Origin of the sequence: Novipirellula rosea (assembly GCF_039541335.1) — a bacterium.
Lineage (GTDB): Bacteria > Planctomycetota > Planctomycetia > Pirellulales > Pirellulaceae > Novipirellula > Novipirellula rosea.
In genome coordinates, this window is record NZ_BAABGA010000050.1 from 93,054 (window position 1) to 116,633 (window position 23,580).

Annotated in this window: 17 protein-coding genes; 10 read left to right on the forward strand and 7 right to left on the reverse strand. The window is 54.2% G+C overall.

What is annotated here, in order from left to right; translation table 11 throughout:
- Positions 1 to 107: 107 nt before the first annotated feature.
- Entirely contained in the window at positions 108 to 578 is a 471-nt protein-coding gene (locus ABD971_RS20675) for a PA2169 family four-helix-bundle protein (protein WP_345325181.1), read from the reverse strand.
- Entirely contained in the window at positions 547 to 858 is a 312-nt protein-coding gene (locus tag ABD971_RS20680; RefSeq protein ID WP_345325183.1) for a hypothetical protein, read from the reverse strand. Before ABD971_RS20680 ends, ABD971_RS20675 begins: the two co-directional genes overlap by 32 nt.
- A 159-nt stretch (positions 859 to 1,017) precedes the next feature.
- Between ABD971_RS20680 and ABD971_RS20685 the strand changes: the two genes are divergently transcribed.
- The 6 genes from ABD971_RS20685 (at position 1,018) to ABD971_RS20710 (ending at position 14,494) form a co-directional block, all read left to right on the forward strand.
- Positions 1,018 to 1,803, forward strand: a complete 786-nt coding sequence (locus tag ABD971_RS20685; protein WP_345325185.1) for an N-formylglutamate amidohydrolase — start codon at positions 1,018 to 1,020, stop codon at positions 1,801 to 1,803.
- Positions 1,800 to 3,758, forward strand: a complete 1,959-nt coding sequence (locus ABD971_RS20690; protein WP_345325187.1) for a flavohemoglobin expression-modulating QEGLA motif protein — start codon at positions 1,800 to 1,802, stop codon at positions 3,756 to 3,758. Before ABD971_RS20685 ends, ABD971_RS20690 begins: the two co-directional genes overlap by 4 nt.
- Positions 3,755 to 4,801 carry a glutathione synthetase gene (locus ABD971_RS20695; RefSeq protein WP_339942522.1) on the forward strand — a complete coding sequence of 349 codons (1,047 nt, stop codon included), beginning with the start codon at positions 3,755 to 3,757 and terminating at the stop codon, positions 4,799 to 4,801. Before ABD971_RS20690 ends, ABD971_RS20695 begins: the two co-directional genes overlap by 4 nt.
- 279 nt (positions 4,802 to 5,080) lie before the next feature.
- Complete coding sequence (locus ABD971_RS20700) at positions 5,081 to 5,296, forward strand: MerR family transcriptional regulator (protein WP_339942521.1); 216 nt, start codon at positions 5,081 to 5,083, stop codon at positions 5,294 to 5,296.
- 139 nt (positions 5,297 to 5,435) lie between these two features.
- Positions 5,436 to 14,027 (forward strand): PAS domain S-box protein, encoded by an 8,592-nt coding sequence (locus ABD971_RS20705; protein ID WP_345325191.1) that lies wholly within the window; start codon positions 5,436 to 5,438, stop codon positions 14,025 to 14,027.
- 113 nt (positions 14,028 to 14,140) lie between these two features.
- Positions 14,141 to 14,494 (forward strand): hypothetical protein, encoded by a 354-nt coding sequence (locus ABD971_RS20710; protein WP_339942519.1) that lies wholly within the window; start codon positions 14,141 to 14,143, stop codon positions 14,492 to 14,494.
- On the opposite strand, the gene ABD971_RS20715 is transcribed toward ABD971_RS20710, so the two are convergent.
- The 3 genes from ABD971_RS20715 to ABD971_RS20725 form a co-directional block, all read right to left on the reverse strand.
- Positions 14,495 to 15,658: a diadenylate cyclase gene (locus tag ABD971_RS20715; RefSeq protein WP_345325193.1), complete on the reverse strand. Its 1,164-nt coding sequence runs from the start codon at positions 15,656 to 15,658 to the stop codon at positions 14,495 to 14,497.
- Between the two features lie 190 nt (positions 15,659 to 15,848).
- The gene (locus ABD971_RS20720) at positions 15,849 to 16,145 is read right to left on the reverse strand and encodes a Rho termination factor N-terminal domain-containing protein (protein WP_339942517.1); all 297 of its coding nucleotides are present in this window, start codon (positions 16,143 to 16,145) and stop codon (positions 15,849 to 15,851) included.
- Positions 16,146 to 16,307: 162 nt separating this feature from the next.
- Positions 16,308 to 16,475, reverse strand: coding sequence for a DUF1328 domain-containing protein (locus ABD971_RS20725; RefSeq protein WP_339942516.1), 168 nt, complete (start codon positions 16,473 to 16,475; stop codon positions 16,308 to 16,310).
- A 585-nt stretch (positions 16,476 to 17,060) separates the two neighbouring features.
- On the opposite strand from ABD971_RS20725, the gene ABD971_RS20730 reads away from it, so the two are divergent.
- From ABD971_RS20730 to ABD971_RS20740, 3 genes are all read left to right on the forward strand, one after another.
- Positions 17,061 to 17,282 (forward strand): carbon storage regulator, encoded by a 222-nt coding sequence (locus ABD971_RS20730; RefSeq protein WP_339942515.1) that lies wholly within the window; start codon positions 17,061 to 17,063, stop codon positions 17,280 to 17,282.
- Positions 17,283 to 17,353: 71 nt separating this feature from the next.
- Positions 17,354 to 17,929: a TIGR03067 domain-containing protein gene (locus ABD971_RS20735; protein ID WP_345325197.1), complete on the forward strand. Its 576-nt coding sequence runs from the start codon at positions 17,354 to 17,356 to the stop codon at positions 17,927 to 17,929.
- Positions 17,930 to 18,249: 320 nt separating this feature from the next.
- Positions 18,250 to 18,741 carry a Dps family protein gene (locus ABD971_RS20740; protein ID WP_339942513.1) on the forward strand — a complete coding sequence of 164 codons (492 nt, stop codon included), beginning with the start codon at positions 18,250 to 18,252 and terminating at the stop codon, positions 18,739 to 18,741.
- A gap of 348 nt (positions 18,742 to 19,089) precedes the next feature.
- On the opposite strand, the gene mdoH is transcribed toward ABD971_RS20740, so the two are convergent.
- Together mdoH and ABD971_RS20750 are read right to left on the reverse strand one after the other, a co-directional pair.
- Positions 19,090 to 21,150: a glucans biosynthesis glucosyltransferase MdoH gene (gene mdoH, locus ABD971_RS20745; protein ID WP_345325199.1), complete on the reverse strand. Its 2,061-nt coding sequence runs from the start codon at positions 21,148 to 21,150 to the stop codon at positions 19,090 to 19,092.
- 152 nt (positions 21,151 to 21,302) lie between these two features.
- Positions 21,303 to 21,761, reverse strand: coding sequence for a hypothetical protein (locus ABD971_RS20750; protein WP_345325201.1), 459 nt, complete (start codon positions 21,759 to 21,761; stop codon positions 21,303 to 21,305).
- Between the two features lie 459 nt (positions 21,762 to 22,220).
- Here ABD971_RS20750 and ABD971_RS20755 point away from each other — a divergent pair, with 459 nt between their 5' ends.
- Entirely contained in the window at positions 22,221 to 23,558 is a 1,338-nt protein-coding gene (locus ABD971_RS20755) for a glucoamylase family protein (protein ID WP_345325203.1), read from the forward strand.
- The last annotated feature ends 22 nt before the right edge of the window (positions 23,559 to 23,580 follow it).

Below are 23,580 nucleotides of genomic sequence, written 5' to 3' on the forward strand. Positions count from 1 at the left end.
TGGCACTGCGGCCAAAGTGCTGAACAGCAGGCTCCGCTGTTCCTGAGACAAATAGAGTTGAAACACAAACCGGACAACGGAGCCGTTACCCAAGCGGACAAGATCGCTTACTTATTCTTGTACGCGTCCCGCAGATCGCGAACCTTGTCATGGCCTGCTTTGACCACCGCGTATTGCGACAACAACACATCGTTCATCGCGCTTCCCGCCGTATCCTTAAGCACCTCTTCATAGGCATTCTTGATATGGTCTTCGCCGCGTTCGGCTTCGATCAGAACGACGTAGGGATCGCCTCCATTCAGCTTGCTACGGACATTGATCCACGCTCGATGCACACCGGCGCTGGCCGAACCATCGTCTTCCGCCTCTTCGCCATTCCACTGAACATAATTTTGCAACTCCGTTGCGAGCGCCGACCGCTCGTTGGCAATCTCGCGGAACAGCGTCGCGAGCTTCTTATCACTCAGCTCTTCGGCCGACTCGCGAAATCCATCATAGGAGTCAATATTGGCACGGATCAGCTTCTGAAGTTTCTTGACAGTGGCTTCACTGAGGCTTTGCTTTGTTTCGAGACTCATAGCAGACTCCGGTTAGAGGTTGTTTTTTACGGATTGACGCATCGATTGGCGAAGCGTCGTGCGGGTAAAGCATCGTGGTTGCAATGGCCACAGCAGCGACCAGGAATTGCGTATTGACAACGCCACCACGACAACCCACCACGACCAACAAAGGCAAACGGTGTGCCGACGCCGCATTTGTCTCTAAACCGAGCGGACGATCACACTTTTTGACCGCAAAGCGGCCAACTTGATTTAACAGCAGACAGCGGAGTCGTTCAAAGCAAGACGAAATGCTCACGAAACTGATTGATGCCGATTCCCGGCCGGATCACGTTGCTGGAGATTTTCGAGACTGGTACACGATTTGCCATTTTCGTTCTTACGAACATTCGTAGTGGTTCCTCGTTTCTGTGTTCTGTGTTTCTTGTTCCTCGTCAAAGCAAAGGGAGCTCCCCACGTGGCACTTCACCCTCATTGCATCTTTCAACGAGGATCTAGCCCCATCGTTGCCGCGGCGGTTCACAACGGGCACGACACCCGCCGCAGTGTCGAGCAGCGTTTGGCGATTGACGAAGACGAACAGCAACGAGAAGAAGATCCGATCACGGGCGAATGGACCCAAATCGCCAAGACACAGATTGTCGGTCTACGATCGCGTTTCGAAGTGGACCTGAACCGACCGCGTGACAAGGCGGTTTACGAAACGCCTGCCGATGCATGGGGCATGGAAGTCTGGGACACGCCACCGGACCCAAAAATGATCGAAGCGTCGCTGCGTGAATACGACGAATTCTATGAAGATGTCGAAGCCTTGCTGCGCGAATTGATCGAAGAACATGGCCGCGTCGTCGTTTATGACTTGCACACCTACAACCACCGTCGCGAAGGAGCGGATGCCCCGCCCGCCGACCCACGCAAAAATCCCGAAGTCAACATCGGCACTGGGACGATGGATCGCAAATTCTGGGCCCCCGTCGTCGACCGGTTTATCACCGAACTGCGAGAGTATGACTTTCACGGACGCAAATTGGATGTTCGCGAAAACGTCAAGTTTCAAGGTGGCTATTTCGGCGAGTGGATCCACACCACGTTTCCTGAACAAGCTTGCGCGATTGCGATCGAGTTCAAGAAATTTTTCATGGATGAATGGGAAGGCGAAGCCAACCCCGACGAGGTGGATTGTATTTACAAGGCGTTAGAGTCGACATTGCCGGGCGTCCAAACAGCATTGAGACAACTGTGAACCCCAACAGCACGCCGCCGCAACCGAGACGCGATCCAATCGAATCGGAGTTCGACGCGATTACCGATGCCGCATGCGCTCGGTTGTCAAAAAACGAACGGGTGCGACGGACGTTGCCAGGGGATGGCCGCTTAAAATTTGATCGTCAGCTTCCCTTTCTGTGTGTTTATCGCGCGCCGGTCGATCACGAAGACGCCGGCACGCGTGAATTGGTAACTACCGAGGCGGCCTATTTGTTTGCTTCGGCTGATCCGCAATACCATTCGGGGCTAACGACATTGACGACGGCCGTTCGCGGCATCATGCAGGAACATTTTGGCACATTCCTGTTCGTTGAAATATGGAGTTCCGACGCTGCGAGCCCCCCACAACCTTCGCGGCCGGGATTCGAAATCGTCTCACCTGACTTGGACGCGTTGCCGTCGACCATCGAAGTCCTGCGAAATTCGCTCAAAGAAATTTCGGTCCACGGACGCCGCGGCACCGTCACAGAGCGAAGCGACGCTAGCGTCGGACCACCCCAAATCGAACCACTCGCCCCGCAGTGTTCGGGCGATGCCAATGCAGGCTGCTGCACGATCGGGATCGCGGTAAAACCGGTGTATCGCGATTCCCGCAATGGATCGCTCTACCCCGTCGTGTTGCAATCGTTTCGCCGTCAATTGGCAACCGCTCTTCGCAAGACGATTGCGGAATTCACGGGCAGCCAAGACCAATCAACCAAGGTGCACTTCGAATCACTGGGGCCCTCGTCACTGGTCAAAGCCACTCGCTTGATCGACCAACAGCTGTGCAGCGTATCGGAATCGTTCGACTTCCTGCTGCAAGTCACGCCGACCAATGCGGACGAAGCTTGGCAACAGTTTCGTGACAGTCGTTATCGCGAGTTACCCACGCTGTATTATCGCCCGCTGCCGTACCACCCCAACGTGCTCAAACGCCGCCTGTTCGATATTGAAATTGAACGTGTCGAAGATCCCACTCTGGCGCATCTGTTTTGGGAAAAGCAAAACGAGGTGGATCGGCAATTGACTGCATTACGAGATCTTGACCAACCCGAAACGTCAAAGCCATCCTCGCATCCTTCGCCCTTTTTGAGCACTAGCCTGCAATTGCATGGTCGCCCCGAAGACGCCCTTGTCACGCTGGCCAAAGACATCCTACGAACGATTCACCCCAACCCGAAACGCAAATCGAAATCGGCTCGCTGCATCGCCAGCAGCGAAATCATTCAGCGAGCGCATGATGAAATCGACTACTATCACACCAAGATGAACGAGTTCACCGCGACCGTGCAGGTATCCGATTCCATCGCTTCGGGAATCATGGTCTCGCAAGGCCGGTTGCTGATCTCGAGCAAGATTAAACTCGCGGAAAAACGTGTCGAATCGTTGTTGCATCACGAGATCGGCACCCATTTGTTGACGTATTTCAACGGTCGCTGCCAACCATTCCAACAACTGTACGCGGGTTTGGCAGGCTACGAAGAGCTGCAAGAAGGTTTGGCAGTACTGGCTGAATACTTGTGCGGCGGATTGACAAAGCGTCGTTTGCGGACGCTGGCCGCTCGCGTCATTGCGGTTGATTCGATGGTCACCGGAAACTCGTTCGTGGAAACGTTTCGCTTGCTACACAAGAAGCATCACTTTGCGCCGCATACCGCGTTCACTACCACGCTGCGAGTGTACCGCGGGGGCGGCTACAGCAAGGATCTGATCTATCTGCGTGGGCTGCGTGATTTACTCGAATATTTGGCAGCGGGGCACGAGATTGAACCGTTGTATGTGGGCAAGATTGGATTGCAGCATGTGCCGTACGTGCAAGAGTTGCGGCGGCGCGGAATCATTACTCCTCCACGTGTTTTACCTCGTTTCTGGAACGACCCTCGAATCCGTGACCGGCTCGAAGTCTGTCGGGGCAAGTCGGTCCTTGATCTTATGGAGACCGACCGATGAAGATTGGATTTGTCGTCAACGACGTCTTGACCGAACAAGCTGCCTACACGACGACGCGGCTCGCGATGACCGCCGTGAACATGGGGCATCAAGCCTACACACTCGGCGTAGGTGATTTTGTCTACGCACCTGATGGAGCCATTCATGCGTCCGCACGAACGGTCAATGGCGAGCATTATGAATCGCTGGAAAACTTTATCGGTGAACTTCAGGACAAAGAATCCGGCAGCGTGAGAATATCGCTTGACGACCTCGACGTTTTACTGCTTCGCAACGATCCATCGGACGACGCGGCAGAGCGTCCTTGGGCTCAAACCAGTGGCATTTTGTTTGGACAACTCGCTGCGGCGCGAGGTGTGATCGTCTTGAACGATCCTGAGAATCTAGCCAATGCCATCAACAAAACTTATTTCCAACACTTTCCCGAAGAAGTCCGCCCTAAAACCTGTATCAGTCGTGACATCAAGCAGATCAATTCGTTTATCGAATCACAAAATGGCAAAGTGGTGATCAAACCGCTGCAGGGGTCCGGCGGTCAAAGCGTGTTTTTGATCAATGAAGACGAAAAAGCAAACCGCAACCAAATGATCGAAGCGGTGCTGCGTGACGGTTACTGTATCGTCCAAGAGTATTTGCCCGCCGCCGTCGATGGCGATGTCCGATTGTTTGTCATGAATGGACGACCGCTGTGGCACGAAGGGGCCTATGCCGCGTTTCGCCGAGTCAACAAAACGGGCGATGCGAGAAGCAATATGCATTCGGGGGGCAAGAGCGAGGCGGCCGAGGTGACCGACCAAATGCTTCAATTGGTCGAAATGGTGCGTCCGAAACTCGTCCGCGATGGCATGTTCCTAGTCGGGCTGGATATCGTCGATGACAAGTTGATGGAAATCAATGTATTTAGCCCCGGCGGACTCGGCAGCAGCCAACAGTTGACCGGCGTCGACTTTACCACTGCGATCATTCGCGATTTACAACGCAAAGTTCGCTACAAGCAGTATTACGGATCTCGCATCCGTAACGTGGATCTTGCCACGCTGTAGAGGGCGTGTGTTCGTCTCGCCGTGAACGATTCCCTAGTGGCTACCTTCGCTAGAAGCTGGTGATTCACAACGGACACCCACGATCCACGCTCTGGCGAGCGTAGCGATTAAAAGTTCACGGCGCTAAAGAATTGGCTGGGAATTCAATGAATTCAGCCGAGCGTGATCGGTGGCGGCCAGTGAAAAGAGTCGAAAAAAACAGGGGGAATTGACGAAAACGCCTTCACCGTCTTCAATTTGACATCGTTTCAACGTTTGTAAGGTTTGGAAGGTGCTGCGATGGGTGTCAAATCAATGGTGGGCAAGCTGGATGGGATGCTTCGGGTGGGCGAAGCGGCAGAGTACTTAAGCGTGACCACGGAAACGCTACGGAACTGGGATAAATCGGGACGACTTGTTCCCACGCGTCATCCGGTAACCGGGTATCGCTATTACCGGCAAGAGGACCTCGACGCGTTCCTCGCGGCCATCGTCGCCAAACGCGAGCACGCGTGAACTTCATCAGTGAATGCATCATCGGGTGGCATGCGACGGCGGAGTCGCAAAACGCCAGCGAGATCACAGGGGATATTCTGGGGAATCAAGAGCCGGATGCGGCAGTGGCGCGATGCGTCCGCTGGCAAGGTAAAAGCGTATGAATCGTGACAAAAAATCGGAGCAAAATCGCGTCGGCGATGCCTCGCCACTGATCGTCGGCGTGGGCGCATCGGCCGGTGGACTCGAAGCATTCCAGGAACTGTTGAAAGCGCTCGGCGATGCACCGGGGATGGCCATCGTGTTCATCCAACATCTGGATCCTCAAAGCAAATCGCTGTTGGTCGAATTATTATCAAAATCGACCTCGATGCCGGTGGTTGAATTAACCGATCGCACAGCGCTGATTGGGGACAGGGTTTACATCTGCCCCCCGCAAACGTTGCTGGAATTACACAATGGTTCGGTCCGCATCGTCCAACCAGAGGATGAGATTCGCCGCACATCGACGATTGACCATTTCTTGCATTCGCTTGCCCAAGACCAACAAGAGCGTGGTCTCGGCGTGATCCTGTCGGGCACCGGCAGCGATGGAACGTTGGGACTCAAAGCGATCAGCGACCGCGGCGGCTTGACGTTTGCGCAAGACCCGGTGTCTGCCAAATACGACTCGATGCCTCGTAGCGCTGCAACGACGGGAGTCGCGGATCACGTGATCCCGCCCCGCGAGATTGCTGGCGAACTGCTACGTTATGCCCGTCATTTGTCGGATCAAGCCGCTTCGGTTTCTTCCCATCATTTGGGGCAGCAGATCGAAGAAGCGATTCCAGTAATCGCGGAAAAGCTGATGAAGGTCACTTCGCATAATTTCCAGCATTACAAGTCCAGTACGCTGCAGCGGCGTATCCAACGGCGAATGCAGGTGCGGAAAATCGCTTCGGTTAACCAATATATCGAACACCTCACGCAAAATGATGACGAGATCCAAGCTCTCTTTCGAGACTTGTTGATCGGGGTCACCGCGTTCTTTCGAGATCCCGAGGCCTTCGAAGCTCTGCGTAATCAAGTGTTGCCGAAGATCTTCGAAAACCGTGACCCCAACGACAATGTGCGTATTTGGGTTGCCGGCTGCGCCAACGGGGCGGAAGCGTACACGATGGCGATATTGTGTCGCGAAGTGATGGACAACCTCCCCACTGCGCCCAAGGTCCAGATCTTTGCGACGGACATCGACGAGCGTTCCTTAGCGATTGCCCGCCGTGGCACGTATCCGCTGGGGATCCGCGACCACATTAGCCCCAAGCGATTGAAACGGTTCTTCGTCAAACAGGGGACGAAATATCACGTCGCGAAAGAGATTCGCGAGCTGGTGCTGTTTTCGAATCACAATTTGATCAGCGACCCTCCGTTCTCGCGACTCGATCTGATCTCGTGTCGCAATCTATTGATCTACCTCGGACCACACCTGCAAAAGAAATTAATTCCGCTGTTTCATTATGCGTTAAGTCCCGCGGGTTACCTCTTTCTAGGCCCCAGCGAAAGCATTGCCTCGCACGGGGAACTGTTTCGCCCCCTCGATGCCAAGTCCCGCATTTCGCAGCGGAAAGGGACCGCGATCGGATCGGCAACGCCAACGGGTTTCCTGCCGCGAGCCGCGACATCCCCTCGATCGGCCATCGCCCCAGACTCATCAGTCGATTTGACAGACATGATGCAGCGGATTGTGCTCGACGAATTCACTCCGAAAACGGCGGTCATTGATGAATCAGGCCAAGTGCTAACGTCATCGCCAAATATCAAAAAGTATCTCAACCTGACCGCAGGACCGTTTGAAAACAACATCGTCAAAATGGCGGCAAGTGGCTTGCAAATTGGTTTGCGTGCCGCGATTGCGGAAGCCAAAAGAACGAGCCGCCGAGTCCAGCACGAAAACTTGTCGCTGCGTGACGGCGACCAAGTCCAACGGGTCATGTTGACCGTCCAACCGATGCCCCGTTTGGGCGAAGACGCTCCGTTATTTTTGGTCGTCTTTCACGATGTCGGCTTACCCATCCAACGTGACGAGAGCGACGGACTCACCCAGCCTCCGCACCCCGACACCGACTCGCTGATCATTCAGATTGAACGCGAACTCGAGACCACTCGCAGCGATCTTGAACAGACGATGCAGGACATGGAAGCGACTAATGAAGAGTTGAAATCGTCTAACGAAGAATTGTTGTCGATGAACGAAGAGTTGCATTCGGCAAACGAGGAATTGGAAACGTCACGTGAAGAGATCCGTGCTAGCCGAGACGCGATCGCCAACATCAATACCGATCTCGAGAACCTGTTCCGCAGCACCCAAATTGCAACGATTTGTTTAGATGCAAACCAAAACACGATCTGGTACTCGCCTGCCGCCTCGCAAATCTATCGGTTGATCGCCAGCGATATTGGACGTCCGCTGGGTGACATCTCGCATGACGCCGTCAAAATGCCGGCGCTCCCCAGCGTCGAAGAGCTATCGGCCAGCAACGAGCGACTTGAACATGAGATCGAAACGAACGACGGACGCTGGTTCCTCCGCCGCGTGCTGCCATACATGCGTGGCGACAAAGCGGACGGATTAATTTTAACCTTCATCGACATCACGCTGCAAAAGCAATCGACAATTCGGATGACAACGGAACATCAAGTCATCCGTTTGCTCGCCGATGCGAAGTCGTTTGACTCGGCGGTTCCTAAGGTTTTGAAGGCGATTCGAGAATCGCTGGGAGCCGATATCTGCGCCATTTGGCTACCCGATGCTCAGCACCAATTGCTGCGATGCACCGACGTCTCGGTAGGGCCAAACGATCCCGAGATGGAGCAAGTTGCTGCCAAAAATCAGGAATTTGAATTTAGCAAAGGGCGAGGGCTACCCGGCCGCGTCTGGCAGTCGTTGGCCGCACATTCAATCGAAAAGCTATCCGCAGACTCGAATTTTTCTCGCACGCATACCATTGCAGCGGGGCTGACCCAAGCGATGGCGATGCCGATCGTAGTGGGTACGGACTTCTTTGGTGTGATCGAAGTTTTCTCACGACGCTCAGGCAAATATGAGCAGCCGTTTTTGGCAATGTTGCAATCGATCGGCATTGAATTGGGACAATTCATTCGTCATACCCAAGCCGATGCGAATTTGCGTGACGAAGAAGCTCGCAAGTCTGCGATTTTGGCCTCGGCACTCGACTCGATCATCACAATGGACGTCGATGGACGGATCGTGGATTTTAACCCTGCTGCAGAGCAGACGTTTGGCTACAAACAAGATGAAGTGAGGGGGCGTTTATTAGCCGACACAATTGTTCCCGAAGAATTTCGTGACGCGCACACGCGTGGACTCAAACGCTACTTGGCCTCGGGCGAATCCACGGTGATCGGTCGCCGAATTGAATTGACGGCCCTGCGATCCAACGGCGAACATTTCCCCGTCGAGCTTGCCATCAACGCAACAAAGACTCGTGACGGGTCTCCCTTTTTCACTGCGTATCTGCGTGATATCACCGAGCACAAACAATTTGTGCAAACGATCTTTGAGCGGGATGAGCGAATCGTCGCCTTGCTAAACTCGACTGCCGAAGGCATCTACGGCATCGACCCCGAAGGCATCTGCACGTTTGCCAATGCGTCGTGCGCCGAATTGCTGGGTTATGCAGATCCCGAAGAACTTGTCGGCAAACAGATGCATCAACTGATCCATCACACGCGTCGTGATGGCCGCGATTGTCCGAATGATGAATGTCAGATCTACGAAGCATTCCGTGTCGGTGCACAAGTCCATATTGACGACGAGATATTTTGGCGAGCCGACGGCACACCCTTTGATGTCGAGTACTGGTCCTATCCGATGATCCGCGAGGGTCAAACGATCGGCTGTGTGGTGACATTTTTAGATGTGACTGATCGCAAAGAAGCCGAGCGAGTGGTAGTCAAGCAGCGTGAGGACCTTGATCTTGCCTTTCGTGCCGGCCGCCTAGGATCATGGCACTGGAAGATGTCCGAGAATCAGGTCACATGGTCGGACCACTTGTACGAGTTACTCGGCTACAAGAAAGATCAATTCGTAGCGACGGCCGAAGGATTTCTGCAGATCATTCACCCCGATGATCGCGACTATGTTCAGGGCCGTCTTGACGCAGCGTACAGCGGCAGATGTGAAGAATTCGAGATGGATTTCCGGGTCATCCGGGGCGATGATCAGCAAATCATCTGGACTTACGGCCGCGGTGTAATCCAGCGTGATTCGCAGGGCAACCCACTGTCGATCACCGCGGTGGCGAGCGACGTCAGCGCTCGCAAAAAAGCGGAACTCGACATGATCCAGCGAGAGCGAACGCTCTCGCTAGCCCTGGATGCCGGCCGCATGGGCAGCTGGGTTTGGAACATCCCCAAGAACAAGATCACTTGGTCCGATCGTCTGCATTCGATGTACGGCTATGACAAACAAGAATTCAAGGGTACCCCCGAGGGATTCTTGGAAATTGTCATTCCCGAAGATCACGCCGTGGTGCAGCAGGTGATTGACTCGGTGCTGCATTCGAATTCCGAGCGTGAAGAATTCGAGTGTCGTTGCATTCGCGGTACCGATGGGCGAACGATCTGGTCTCAGGTGCATGGCGTCGTCGACCGCGACGAGCAAGGCAACGCTTTACAGATTACGGGGTTTGCCGTCGATATCACCGAACGCAAGTCACGCGAATTGAACCTAGCATTTCTAGCGGACTTGCAATCCGCATTCGTCAATCCGTTGTCGGCCGACGAGATCATTCAGCAGGCATGTACCCGAATCACCGAGTACATGAATTTGTCGCGATGCACGCTGTCCGAAATCAACGAACACGACGAAACGGCGAACGTGTTTTATGAACATCTCACCAAGCCTGGTCTTGCCAGTCTGCGCGGAGTCCATAGCCTCGCCGAGTTCCACGAAGATCCCGAGCGAGCGGCTCTGTTGGCTGGCCACCCGCTCGCGATTGATGACTGTCAAAATGCATCACGTTCTGCCGCCTCGGCCGATCGTTTTACTGCCTTGGAAATCGGTTCGATGTTCACCGCAACCTACATCAGCGACCGACGTTTGAAGTTTGTGTTGGCCGCTATTCGCAGCGAACCGCACCGTTGGCAAGCGGACGAGAAAGAGTTTTTACAAGAGTTCACGACTCGTGTTTACGCGCGTCTCGAAAGAGCCCGCGCCGAAGACGCACTGCGTGAAAGCGAAGAATTCAATCGCACGATTATCGAAAGTAGCCCCGACTGTATCAAAGTCCTCGACTTGGACGGTCGCATGTTAACGATGAACTCCGCCGGGATCGCCTCGTTTGAAATCGCTGATTTCGAGACATTCCGAGCCGAGCCCTGGGAAACGTTATGGCCCGCCGAAAGTCAGTCGAGCGTTCGCCAAGCGCTGCGTGAGGCGATTGCCGGGGGAACCGGCAGCTTCCAAGCGTTTTGCCCCACCGCCAATGCCACGCCCAAATGGTGGGACGTGATCGTCACCTCGGTGCGCGGGGTGTCGGAGCAGATCAAATTTCTGGTGGCGGTTTCCCGAGACATTACCGAACGAAAACGCTGGGAATTGGAACTCGCCGACCGCGAAGCTCACCTGCGTCGTGTAATCAACAATCAATTGGGACTCGTCGGAGTGATCGGAAGCGACGGCAAATTACTCGAGGTCGACGATCGTTCGATGAGTATCGCAGGCCTGAGTCGCGACGATGTGATTGGAAAACACTTTGCCGAATGCGCGTGGTGGACTTACGATGACGCGGTCGCCAACCAAATGCGAGACGCAATGGATCGCGCCTTTGCCGGTGAAACGGTGCGGTTCGACGTCGGATTGTATTCCAAGGCAGGCAATCCGCTGATGATCGATTTCATGATGGCACCGGTCCGGGATGCCAACGGCAATATCGAATACCTGATCCCCTCGGGCGTTGACATTAGTGATCGCTATGCCGCTCAGATGCGATTAATCGAAAACGAACGCCGCATTTCGATGGCGCTCAAGGCAGGTGCAATGTCAGCCTGGGAGTGGAGCGAGGAAAGAAGCGTCTGGGAAGAATCTCTATTCCAACTACTGGGTATCCCTTGGCAAGAGAACCCCTCATCCGAATTGTTCTTTCAGAGCGTCCATCCCGATGACCTTCCTTCGCTTAAATCTGTGTGGAAGCAGGCGACCGAAAATGGCGATAACTATGAAACCGAATTCCGCATCATTCGTCCTGATGGCCAAGTAATCTGGCTGGCTTCGGTTGGCACCATCCTGCGTGACGAACAAGGCAAGATTACACGGATCCATGGGCTGAACTGGGACGTCACCGCCGCGAAGGAATCCGAGCGTCGCATTCTGGCCAGCGAAGAGCGGCTGCGTTTGGCACTCAGTGCTGCGGAGTTGAAACTTTGGCAATGGCACGTCAATGCCGACCAATTCTATCGCTCCGGTGAATTGAGCAAACAATCGGGAATCGAGTCCGCCCAACCGATCGGAGGCCTCGCGGAGTTTCTTGATCTGGTCCATCCCGATGACCGAGATCATGTCGAGCAGACCTTGCGTCAAAGCTTGGAAGAGGGTACGCCGTATCGCTGTGAATATCGCATCCGGCGTTCATCCAAAGCCTACCGCTGGGTGATGTCGCTAGCCCATCTTTCCATCAAAGACAGCGATTCACCGCTGCAGATGATCGGGGTCGAGTTGGATATCACCACTCGGCGTGAATCGGAAGAAGCAATCAAATCAGCATTGGAAAATTACGAAAGCAGCAATACAAAACTGCAAGGTATTTTCGATGTCACCTTGATCTTTGTCGGCGTGATCGACCTGGATGGTCACGTCAGCGAAGTCAACGAAACAGCCACCACGGGGTGTGGATACACGCGGGACCAGATCATTGGAAAAAAATTCTGGGAGTGTCCATGGTGGCGTCGATCGGCGAAGGTGCAGTCTTCAATCCGAGAATCCTTTCAACGTGCTGCTGCGGGGGAAAGCTTCGAAATGGAACTGGATTACTGGATCGCCGACGGCTCAAAACGCTCGCTTCAATACAGGATTGCCCCGGCTCGAAACGAAAAAGGCGAGGTCGCATTTGTGGTGCCTAGCGGCGTGGACATCACCGAACGAAAGCGAAATGAACGAGAGATCCGGCTCAGTGCCCAACGCTTGAGCGTTGCCGCCAAAGCGGCCGGTTTTGGCATGTTGCATGTCGATTTACGATCTCAAAAAGTGATGTTTTCACCGGAGTTCAAACGAATCGTTGGCTATCCCGAAGATTACACGTTCCAGATCGAGATGAGCCAAACTCCCTCGTTTGTCTACCCCGATGATGTGGATGCGTACCAACAGTATTTTCAGAAAGCCGCCCAGACGCGGCGGAAACTGATGACGCCACTTGACCTTCGCATCACGCGACTTGACGGCCAAATCCGCTGGGTGCGGTTGCAAACCAAAACGCTGTGGAGCAAAGGTAGCGAAGGCCAAAAACGCCCCTCTCAAATTATCGGCACGCTGCTGGACATTACGAATCAACATGAATTCGAACAGTCGCTCAAAGAAGCACGTGAACAGGCGGTCGCGGCGAACGAATCCAAGAGTGCGTTTTTAGCGAACATGAGTCACGAAATCCGCACCCCGATGACCGCAATCCTGGGCTATGCCGACTTGATTGCCGAAAAGGTCAACGATGACGAAACGCTTTCGCACGTTCGCACGATCCGGCACAACGGTGGTTTTCTGCTGGATATCATTAATGACATTCTTGACTTGTCAAAAATCGAAGCCGGCAAATTTGAAATCAGCCAACAACGGTTCGCGCCCAGCCATTTAGTCGAAGACGTTCGCTCGATCATGGAAGTCCGTGCGACTGAGAGCAACCTTGAACTCGATGTCGAATACCACGGTAAAATTCCTGCGGAAATCACCTCGGATCCCAAACGTTTGAAACAAGTCCTGATTAACTTGGTTGGTAACGCAATTAAATTCACCCCCACCGGCATGGTGAAAATCATCGTGCGTTATGTGAATCAGCAACACGACCATGGGATACTGCAATTCGAAATTGTCGACTCCGGAATCGGAATGAGCAAACAACAACAGCGGCGGTTGTTCCAACCATTTTCACAAGGGGACGGCAATGTCAATCGCGAATTCGGCGGCACAGGACTCGGGTTGGCGATCAGTAAACGGTTGACCGAGATGTTGGGCGGAGAAATTTCGGTCGAGAGCGAACTGAGTAAAGGCAGCAAATTTACGGTCTCGATTTCCACAGGCGATATTGACGACGTGCAAATGATCCAGCCCAAATTGACGATCGAACCGCCGCCAAGCACCGTGCCCGCCGAAACGATCACCTTGGACTGTCATGTCTTGGTTGTCGACGACCGCCGCGACATCCGCTTTCTCAGTAAATCGTTGCTCAAAAAAGCGGGAGCGACAGTCAACGAAGCCGAAGACGGCGAAGTTGCGATCCAAATGGTCGAAGAGATGATCCGGCAAGGCCGTTCCTATGATTTGATTCTGCTGGATATGCAAATGCCCCGGCTCGATGGATACCAAACCGCTGAACAGCTCCGTAAACTCGGTTTTGACGGTCCCATCATCGCGCTGACCGCCGACGCGATGCAAGGCGACATGACTCGCTGTATCGAAAGCGGGTGCAACGATTACCTGAGCAAACCGATCAACGTCGAACGGTTGACCCAAATGGTGCACCGCTTCACCAGCGAAGCCCGCTAAAGACTTTGACCTGCGGCACACGGAATGCAGCAGGGGTGAAACGCGAAACTCACCAACTATACTGAAGCTCTTCACAATCCAATGGCCGTTTCAAGCCGTAAGCGAATTAGGCGATGCTGACACCCGAACAAAAACTACGATTTCAAGAAGCGATCGACCGTGTGGGTGGCGACTGCGACTTGCTTGTCACGATGGCAACGCTGGTCAGCGAGGATGCGCCGCAATTAGTCAACGACTTGGAGCTTCAATTCGAGAACAACCAACTGCAGGACGCTGCTGCCACCGGGCATAGTTTAAAAGGATTGTTGAGCACTTTCGAAACGGGGTCCCCCGTCAAAGAGCTGCAAACGGTGATCGACGCAGCACGTGCGGGAAATCGTGACCGGGGCAGCGCATTGTGGTTAGCCTGCAAACCCGCGATCGCAGCCCTGACCGCCTCGATCACAGAACTAGCCGTTAGCGGCTAATCATTTTTGGCGAACCACCACATTGACCCAGCGAGGGACGATTTCGTTGACACTCAATTCGCTCGGAACATTGGTCAAGGCTTGTTCGGTGGACAACCGCTTTGGAGTCCCCAGCTGCATATCCTTGAGTTCCAGCGAGACGGCGATGGCCGAGACATCGAGGATTTTGAAAGCCTTGTCCGATCCCACCAAGGTCACTTCGGCATAACTTGATCTCGGTTCCGCGACCACCCAATCTTCGGCCAAATTGCGATATTCGATCGGCACAATGATCGTTCGCTGTAGCGTGGCGGTTTGATAGGCGAACAAGAACCAAAGCAAAATTGCCAGCGAAAAAGCTGCGAATCTCATGCACCAGCGGTCCCACCCGCTTTCACCACGCAAATTACTCGTCACCGTCTGGCTGGCCAAAAACTGCTCGAGCCGCTGGGCGAGCCCTGCCGGATCCAGCTCCGTCAATTCTCCGTTGTGAGCGATCGTGATCGTGCCGCGTTCTTCGGAAACGACCACCACCAAGGCATCACAACATTCCGATAACCCGAGCGCGGCGGTATGGCGAGTTCCACTGCCTTGCACTTTCATCAGATTGGACGACAGCGGCAAATGGAGACTGAGTTGCTGAATTCGCGAGTCTTCGATCAGCACTGCGCCGTCATGCCCCGGCGATTTGGGATGAAAAATACTCAGCAACAGCGGTTCACTGATCTCGGCATCCACCAACACGCCACCACGCACGTGCCGGGTCAGCGGCTCGCGGCCTGGGAACACAATCAGGGCGCCGATCTGATCACGAGCAAGCACCGCAACGGTTTCGACAATCGTATCAATGATGCCCGAATCGGCGGAATCATGTTTGCTTTGGCGCAGCCACCGCGATGAAACAAGCCGCTCGATGCCGTGGCGAATATCTTGCTGAAAAATCACGATAATGGAAAAGATCACCGCGATGATTCCGTATTGGAAAACCATCGTGGTCAGGTACATTTCCAACCATCCCGCCAAAACATAGAGCGCGGCTAACAGCACGATCACAACGCCAAGCGACTGAGTCGACCGATGTCGCAGCCAAACCAGGCCGACATAGATCAATAGCGTCACGATTCCGATGTCCAGTGCATCGGCCAAACGAATCTGCTCGATCAATTCATTCAAATAACTCGGCATTGATCTTCACTTCGCGCGTTCGCGGTCTAGATCTTTGTTCGTGTTTGAGGTTGAGAGCGGGGGCGAGGTCGAGAGCGACACTCGCCAAGACTTTCAGCGTTGACAATGCTGACCGAAACTCTTGGCGAGCTTCGCTACTCCGAATTTGTATTTATAGCGGTACGGCGATCTGAAAGTCGTCGGTATTGGACTAACGCTGCTTTCGGATCGCGGCAATCAAGTCGGCCTTGTTCATCTTACTGCGTCCCGAGATGTTTAAATCCGCAGCCAGGTTTTGAAGTTCGTCGACCGTCCGTTCTTCGAGACGAGTGTTGGGGTTCCCCGTACCTTGAGTCGTTTTGTTCGGAGTTCGACCTTCGTGACGGCGTTGTTTATTCACCGTACGTGCTGCTACCTCTTCGGCATCGTCTTCCGACTTGCCGCGTTCCAGCTGACTCTCTTTGATGTGATCGAACTGTCGCTCGTCCTTTTTAGACCATTTCACCATGATCGCCCTTCCTGCTAACGCTTATTTTCTTTCGAACGCAAGGGTTAAGTCGAACGCAAGGTTAAGCGACGCGACAGTGTTGCACGTCGTTTAACCTTGCATGAAATGAACATTGCATCGACTCAACGACACAATGATGCACTGAGATGGTCATGCCACCGATCACGCGACCGGGCCGCGTCGTCCCATCACCAAACTGATGACGAACAACACCAAGAACACAACAAACAAAATTTTCGCGATACTCGCTGCGGTTCCAGCGACAACGCCGAAACCAAGTGCCGCCGCAATCAACGCGATCACCAAAAAAGTTAATGCCCAACCTAACATCGTAAGCTCCTTAGTTCTTGAAGTGGTGAAAGTGGCAATGAATGCTTCATGCCACCAACAAACCGCAAGACGCATTTCGTGTGCCATGTGATGGCGAGCTGTGGAAAATTAGCGAGAGACGTATGAAAGTTCGCGGCAACACAGGCGTCATCTGCTCGGGCACAACCTCTCGTTGCGCGAAAGCAGCTCAGGATGAGTGTTTTGGTAGCATCGCCCACAACCGACAACTCGTGACGGCCGGCGCCCGGTCCAATGCCACCTGCTTTGGTTTGCGCCTTGCCGCTACCCAAAGTAGATGGCACTGAGCGTAGATGGCACCGAGCGACCGCCTTTGCATTGATGCCACATCAACCAGGCTGGCAGAACACCACGATGCTTACCATCGAAGCCGACCGAGAGGCGGAGGACAAAAACCTAACAAAACCCGTAAAATCACCGCGTTTCACGGCGAAACGCCGGTTTACAGTGTCCACAAAATCCGAATGCGGCACGCCAAGTGCTAAATCGTGATGCACTGGGCTCTAAGCCATCTCGCTGGGCTCAAAATGGAATATCGGTGACTCAAAACCCCTCAAGGATGAAATCATGTTGGTACTTAGCCGCAAATCAGGTGAATCGATTCGACTTGGCGACGACATTGTTCTGACCGTTACCCGGACCAAGGGCAATCGCGTCCAACTCGCAATCGAAGCCCCACGCGACATTCCGATTCGACGCGCAGAACTCGATTCGAAACCCGAGCCTAACTCTGCGAAGCGAAGTGTTTCTGTGAACCGTTTGCAAGACTACCTGCGGCGATCGGCCTAAACCGCTGCAACAACACGAACCTCAATAGCACTGTTTCAAATAAAGCACTGTTTCTAAAAAACGAGAGAACCATGCGTTACACACTGTTGATCGCTGCCGCGATCGTTCTGGGCACCTCTGTTTCGTCGATTGCCTCTTTTTCGTCGACTGCCCGTGCGGATGACAAATCCAGCGACACGGCAAACGAACGAATGCAGGGTCGATGGCAAATCGTCGATGGCGTCAACCAAGGACGCGAATTGTCCAAACTAGAACTTGACGGCAGCACCGTGTCGGTGACAGCCAACTTGATCGTGACCTACGACCGAGACCAACAACAACGGTTTCAAGCGGTCTTTACCGTCGACGATTCACAGGACCCGATGCAGATCACGATGACCTCCGTTCCGGAGACGGCACGACCGAGTGAAGTCGCTCGCGAAAAGCAGGATGGAAGCTCCGAACAAGCTCAAAAAATGACCGCATCGGGAATCCTCAAATTTGATGGCAAAAACCGATGGGTGTTGTGTTACGCACTGCCTGGGGCCGAGCGACCGAGAGAATTCAAGTCGCCCAAGGGCAGCAAAATCATGCTCTTTACGCTGCAAAAAGACCAGGGCGACCCGATACCCGGACTTGGCAAAACGATCGAAAGCGAAAAAGAGTAGGGGCGGAGAATCGCCAGGCGTAGCTCGCTGCCAGCAACCGAGTCCAATGCGGCAAGGCATTGGCTGAGCGGTTTACGTCCAGCCTGGTGAATTCGCTTCCACCCCGCCTGAACAGCAAAGTAAATTGTGCAAAAAAGGCGGGTAAAAAAAGGGAATGCGACCAGCCGATCACGCGGGCGTTTCGCCTTCCCTCGCCACACGTGTTTTGGTCCATCGTTTGCTTTAAAATTGTGTTGTTCACACTGGTGTGAATCGCCAGAGCTGGGGGACTGCCCCCGGCCGGGCGTTCCATTCAAAACACAATCAACTTAGAAGCAACCATGGCCACTGACACTCAATCCGTTTTCAAACGTGACATTCTTAGCAACAAGAACAACGACAAAGTTTCTGGCTTGTTGCAGCAAAACTTGGTCAACTTGATCGATCTTGCTCTACTGCTGAAACAAGCCCACTGGAACGTCGTGGGCCCTAATTTCCGCAGCATCCATCTTCAACTCGATGAGATCATTGCGACGGTTCGCGACGCCAGTGACGAGGTCGCCGAACGCATCAGCACGCTGGGCGTTGTCCCGGACGGTCGTGCCGCCACCGTGGCTGAATCGAGCGAATTGGCCGCGTACCCCCGCGAGTTCGTCAAAGTTAGCGAGACGGTGACGTTGTCAGCCGACGCCATGAAAACGACGATCGATTCGCTACGCAGTGCGATCGAAAAGCTCGGCGATCTCGACCCGATCAGCGAAGATATGTGCATTGGCATCTGTGCACCGCTGGAAAAACACCTCTGGATGCTGCAAACCCAAGAAGTGGTCTAGAAATGATCGCGGCCGCTTCGGCCCATTTGCGCTCGCGTCGCGAGTGCGAGGTCATCCACTTTAGTAATCGGTGCGGCGCTAGCCGCCCAGTTGAATCGTGACGCCCCCGTGGCTATCGCTAAAACGCAGCGCGGTGAAGCATTTCGTAGCGGAACTCGTGCAAGAGTTTCGGCGGGCATACGCCAGTCGAACGAAAACCGTTAACGGCTTGTTGATTTATTGAGCCGTGACGCGTCAGCGGCCGGGTCCCACGCGGTACCCGGTGCCTTACGGCCCACGGCTCACCATTGCAATTCGCATTTGGAATAAATCAACAAGCCGTTGACGACTTCCGCTACGCAAATTTAGTCACTTTGTTTGTGACTCGAGATGCAGTGCCATCAACGTGTCGGCATCCGCCAACAGTGCCGCACGTGACTCTTCGGGGATCCCCGCCGTGCCACTGGCACTCCACGCTGCCTCGATCGCTTTTCGCTGGTTGGTCGGCATCGCGATATTCGCATCGCTAGCCAACTGGATGCGACGATGCAGCAAAAAGAATTGAGGATCAAAAATGACTTGTTCAAATAACGACTCACAGAATAGGGGCGTCGCAGCGGATCGAGTCAGCGCATCCTCGTGATCCTGTTTCAGCCGACTGGGCGATGTCTCTTCAGGAATCAACAATATCCGGTGCTGCCGCAGCAGGCTGCCAAGCCACTGGCTTCCCATCGCCACGTCGATCGGAATGGATAGGATCAAACCAGCCAGCAACGGCGAGAACCAAATTAGAAACGTCGGGGCGTACAACGCCAATGCAACCGCCACTGCGATGCTGAGCGTGGTGACAAAGCCAAAACGTTTGGCCGCGTCTCGCCACGCGACTCCCTGTTCATCACGCGTCTGCGCGGACCATTTAACGTTGGTGCCTCGTAGTGTGGCCAACACAAACCGGCTGTGGTAAATCGCCATGATCGGCGACAACAACACCGAAGCCACGACTTCGATCATCACGCTGGCAACCAGCCGCAACCGGCCGCCAAGCAATCCTGTGTTTTGCGGGCTTCGGACCGCGATCAGCAAACTCCCCAACTTGGGCAACAACAACAGCGACATCGAAACGACAAACAGGATTAAGGCTCCCGAATCGAATTGTGGCCCCCGAATCCCCGGCTCTGCGATGCGATCGAGGATCGTTCCGATCACGCACAGCATGGTGAACAGGATCCAAATCGGCGAGGCAACGTACGACATCACTCCCGAAGCAAAATGCAATCGGCTGAGCGGCCGAAACCCCTCGCTGATCAACAATTGTAAATGCTGAAGATTTCCCTGACACCATCGTTGATCACGTTGGGCATAGTCGGCAATTGTGGTCGGACACTCTTCAAAGCTGCCGCCCAGATCGGTCGCTAACTGCACTTTCCAACCGGCACGCAGCATCAACGCGGCTTCGACGAAATCATGGCTTAGGATCTCGCCTCCAAGTGGTGCTTTGCCAGGCAGCACGGGAAGGCCGCAGTACCTCAGAAACGGCTTGATGCGAATGATCGCATTGTGCCCCCAGTAGTTCCCTTCGTCGCCTGCCCACTTGGCAAATCCGGCGACAAAAATGGGCCCGTATACGTGGGCAGAGAATTGTTGCAATCGTGCAAACAGTGAACTTCGTCCCACCGGGGTCGGAGGCACCTGCAGGATCCCCAACTGGTCGTCAGCTTCCATCCGCCGTACCAATTCCACCATCGTTGACGCGTCCACCAAACTGTCCGCGTCCAGCACGATCATGTAGCGGTATCGGCTGCCCCAGCGACCACAAAAATCGGCGATGTTGCCCGCTTTGCGTGCAGTGTTTTTGGGTCGGTGGCGATAGTAAACGTTCACGTCGTCGCCATGCTTTCGCAGCAGCTCCGACCATGCTCGTTCCTCTTGAAGCCAAATTTCGTGATTAGTCGAATCGCTCAGAATATAGAAGTCGAACTGGTCAATCGCGTCAATCGATTTGAGTGACGAAAGCATCGCTTCGATCCCCGCGAACACACGATGAGGCGACTCGTTGTAAACCGGCATCAGGATCGCCGTGCGAGCCGCGAAGCGATCGTCGCCCGGCGGAATCGACTCGTCGGTGGACGTTGACAGATCACTGGGCGAGTGATGGTTGGGCGAGCGACGCCACAAGCAGACAAACCCCAACGACGCGAGTGAAAACGAAAACACGATCCAACCAAACAGCAACGCGAAGAGCGGCAAGCTCAGCAGCTCGAACAGGTTCAGATGATTCCCACCTGCGATCACCCAATAATAGGTCGCGGTGGCGATCACGGTTCCGATCAACGTCACAACGAATACGCCTCGACGAATCCATTTCGTTGTACGAGTGGGATCGGTGCGAGTGGGATCGGACGGAAGGGGACGTGAACTCGGACTTTGCATAACGGTAGCCTCGCCCATCATTTTCGGACAGGCAAAAAAGAAGAAGAGAAATGGGTGATCATGCCCGCCAACCGCCAAACCGATCGCATGATCGATGCCGTTAAGCGTGTGAAATGATTTGACTCGACCTGCTTAACGCTCTGGAGCATTCGTTAGTTCTGCTGTTCGGCGTATCGTCGGCGTCCTTTCAGGACCGCAATCCGATTGCCGCCCAATAACTGTCCCACCCACCAATCGATTCTTAGCGGCGCAGCGCGGCGAACAGGACTCGCGTTCCACATCGGACGATCAATCGACGCGGGAATCACCTCGCGAGTCGATTGGGATGGTACAGGCATCCGCGTCAATTCTTCGATCGCCAATAACATCGAGACCCGAGTGAGATCGGCGTTTTTGCCTGTCGCGGATTGTGACGAGTTTCCGGTCGCTGCCTGTCTCACGATTCGATCGCTTTCTGCCTCGGCTCGCTCGTCGCAAACACCACACTTTTGCAAGTAAGATTTCACTTGTTGACGTGAGCGATCGAGATCGGTTGGATAGGATGTTGCAGTGGATGTGCTAAACGAAGCACCCGTGCTGTTGACCGTGAACGTTGTTGCTGAAACAGACATGAAATTGATCCTTGGATAAGCTGATGAGTTGAGCGGGAACCGCTCCGTCGTCCCTACTGTTTTCGATGTAAGTACAAACGTTGTGCCACAACATCGTCCACGCCGACGCGAATTCTTTGGCCACCCACTCGCGGAGTGAGTTGAAACACGCCCGGCCTTTAACTAGGGGGGTAAGGTTCACATAGAATCGCTGTGCGGGAACATTTTGCCATTAACGCCGTAGGAAAGATTATTTAGCATTTCGATTGTGAAGTTTTCGCTGGCTCCGGTAATGTCCTCCGAACCGTCAAGGTCACCCAATCATCCACGGTTTGCTGCTCAATTTGCGACCAACGGGTTGCTAAACAGCAAAGCAGACCGCATGCGTGGTTAGGTTTTTGGCGTTTTCGACACGGCATTCTCACGGAAGCAACAAAACCACAATCCCCGCTTCCCCACCCCCCCATCAACAGGCTCGCAATGAAGCGACGCACCTTTTTGGCGACGGGACTGTCGCTTTCAATGGCTCCCTCGAATTTGCTGTCAAAGGCAAATGCTGTCGAATCTCAGCTCGTGTCCTCACTTCGGCGAGAACCTGCGGCGATGGAACAAAGCGACCACAGCTTTCTGCGTGACCTGCAACAACGTTGCTATCAGTATTTTGTCGATGCAGCGCATCCCAACACAGGCTTCGTTTCGGACCGCGGGGCCACCGATGGATCGTGGTTCAGTGTTCATGCGAGCTCGGCAGCGTGTGGATTTGGCTTAGCGGCTCATAGCGTGGCCGCCCAATCCGAGTGGATTCCTCGCCAACTTGCGGCCGCTCGGACTCGCCAATTGCTGCATTCGTTGGTGACGCTGGCCAATCACAAAAAAGGATTTGTCTATCATTTTTTCGACGCCGCCAGCGGCAAGCGATCGCGGGGGGCCGAAGCATCGTCAATCGACACGGCACTGCTGATAACCGGTGCAATGACCGCCGCGACGACGTTCTCAGATGATTTAGAAATTGTCCAATTGGCCGACGAGCTTTACCGCCGTGTGGATTGGCAGTGGATGCTCGGCGCAAACGATTTGATGCACATGGGATGGACGCCGGAATCGGGTATGATCCCGCATCAATGGGACAGCTTCAGTGAACTCATCGTGCTGGTGCTGTTGGCAATTGGGGCACCAAATTCGCCCATCCCGCCACGATGTTGGCAAGCTTGGCGACGCTCGCCCGTGTTGCAACACGATGGCGAAGACTTCATCAGCTATCCACCGCTGTTTGTACACCAGTATCCGATGGCGTTTTTCGATTTCCGCAAAGTCCGATCCGCCAGTGGCCGAAGTTATTGGGACAATTCCGTCCGAGCTCACCATGCTCAAATTGCGTTTATGACCGAGCTGGGCAACCGCTACCCCGCGCAAATGCGACATTACGGCAACGACCTGTGGGGGTTGACCAGCAGCGATAGCGCCGGCGGGTATCGCGATTGGGGCGGCCCTTATGAAAACGGTCGCTGCGAACCCGACCGTGATATCGATGGCACGATTGTCCCCAGTGCTGCAGCGGGCGGATTGGCGATCGTTCCCAACGAAGCTCTACACACCCTTCGTTATCAAAAACAACACTTCGGCGACAAAATTTTCTCTCGTTATGGGTTCGTGAACGCCTACAATCCGGCGACTCAGTGGGTCGGCCGCGATGTGATTGGGATCGATACCGGCATCACGCTGGTGATGGCTGAAAACCTGTTGACCGGTGGGGTCTGGGAAGCATTCATGCGACATCCAGCAGCAAATCGAGCTTTGCAGCTTGCCGGTTTCGCGTAGCACGCCGACCACCGACTCAAGT